The sequence below is a fragment of the Luteimonas salinilitoris genome (genome assembly GCF_041300785.1).
GTDB classification, from domain to species: domain Bacteria; phylum Pseudomonadota; class Gammaproteobacteria; order Xanthomonadales; family Xanthomonadaceae; genus Luteimonas; species Luteimonas salinilitoris.
Window position 1 is genome coordinate 1 of the sequence record NZ_JBFWIB010000053.1, and the last position, 1,181, is coordinate 1,181.

At 64.9% G+C, this 1,181-nt stretch carries 2 protein-coding genes; both read left to right on the forward strand.

Going from position 1 to position 1,181, the window contains the following annotated elements; all coding sequences use genetic code 11:
- Positions 1-77: 77 nt before the first annotated feature.
- Positions 78-434 (forward strand): transposase, encoded by a 357-nt coding sequence (locus AB5T46_RS20390; protein WP_370565942.1) that lies wholly within the window; start codon positions 78-80, stop codon positions 432-434.
- On the forward strand, positions 404-1,181 hold a 778-nt coding region (locus tag AB5T46_RS20395), incomplete at its 3' end, for an IS3 family transposase (protein WP_370565943.1). The genes AB5T46_RS20390 and AB5T46_RS20395, both read left to right, overlap by 31 nt.

Below are 1,181 nucleotides of genomic sequence, written 5' to 3' on the forward strand. Positions count from 1 at the left end.
CTAACAATTCATTCAAGCCGAACCGGTAGTTCCTACGGTTCAATGGACACCCTGATCTCACTTCAGGAGTGTCTTCAATGCCCAAGCCAGGTCCCAGAACGACCTATCGATACAGCGACACCTTCAAGGCCACTGCCGTCCGATTGAGCCAGCTTCCGGGCGTGGCGGTGCGTGATGTGGCCGAGTCGCTTTACATCCATCCCTTCATGTTGTCTCGTTGGCGCAAGCATGCACGCGAGGGCCGGATCATGACCAAGGGTGTCGAGGTGGACAAGGCAGTAGCGGCCGAGCTCAAGGCGCTGCGGCAGGTGAAAAAGCAGTATGAGCAGCTCAAGCTCGAGCATGACCTTTTAAAAAAAGCCATCGCGTTCACTTCCAGTCCAAGGCCGACATCTTCGCCTTCATCGCGCAGCACGAAGAAGCCGCGCCGATGAGAGCGCTGTGCCACCTACACGGAGTCAGCCCTTCCGGTTACTACGCCTGGCGGCGCCGACCGGCCAGCCCGCGTTCTGTCGATGACGCGCAGGTGCTGGAGAAGATCCGCGCCGTGCATCGCGACAGCCGGCAGACCTATGGCAGCCCACGCGTGCATGCGACGCTGCGCCGCCAGGGCGAAGCAATCGGTCGGCGCCGCGTCGAACGCCTGATGCGCGAGGAAAACTTGCGCGCCTGCTCGGCGCGGCTGTACCGGCGGAGGCCGGGGCTGGCCCGGTTCCTGTCCAGCGTGGAGAGCCGGGCGCACCGAGTCGAGACCTGCCGCGCCAACCAGGTCTGGGTCGCGGACGTGACGTATCTGAAGGTTCAGGGCCAGTGGCGCTATCTGGCCACCGTGATGGACCGCCACTCGCGTCGCCTGCTGGGCTGGTCGCTGGGGGTCGACCGCACGGCGGCCCTGACCCGCCGCGCCCTGGCGGCGGCATTGCGGACGCGAGCACCGGCCCCCGGGACAGTGCTGCACAGCGACCGGGGCATCGAGTTCCTCGCCCGCGACTTCCGGCAGCATCTGGCCCGTGCCGGGCTGGCACAGTCGGCCAACCGGCCGGGCCGCATGAACGACAACGCGCACATGGAGTCCTGGAACAAATCGATGAAATCCGACATGTACCACCGCCGGACCTTCGACACCGACGGTGCCCTCCGCAGCGCGGTCCGCGACTACATCGACTTTTACAATCACCGGC

What these genes read in the sequence shown, in the direction of transcription:
- AB5T46_RS20390 (WP_370565942.1), top strand. Translation starts at nt 78, where the DNA reads ATGCCCAAGCCAGGTCCCAGAACGACCTATCGATACAGCGACACCTTC.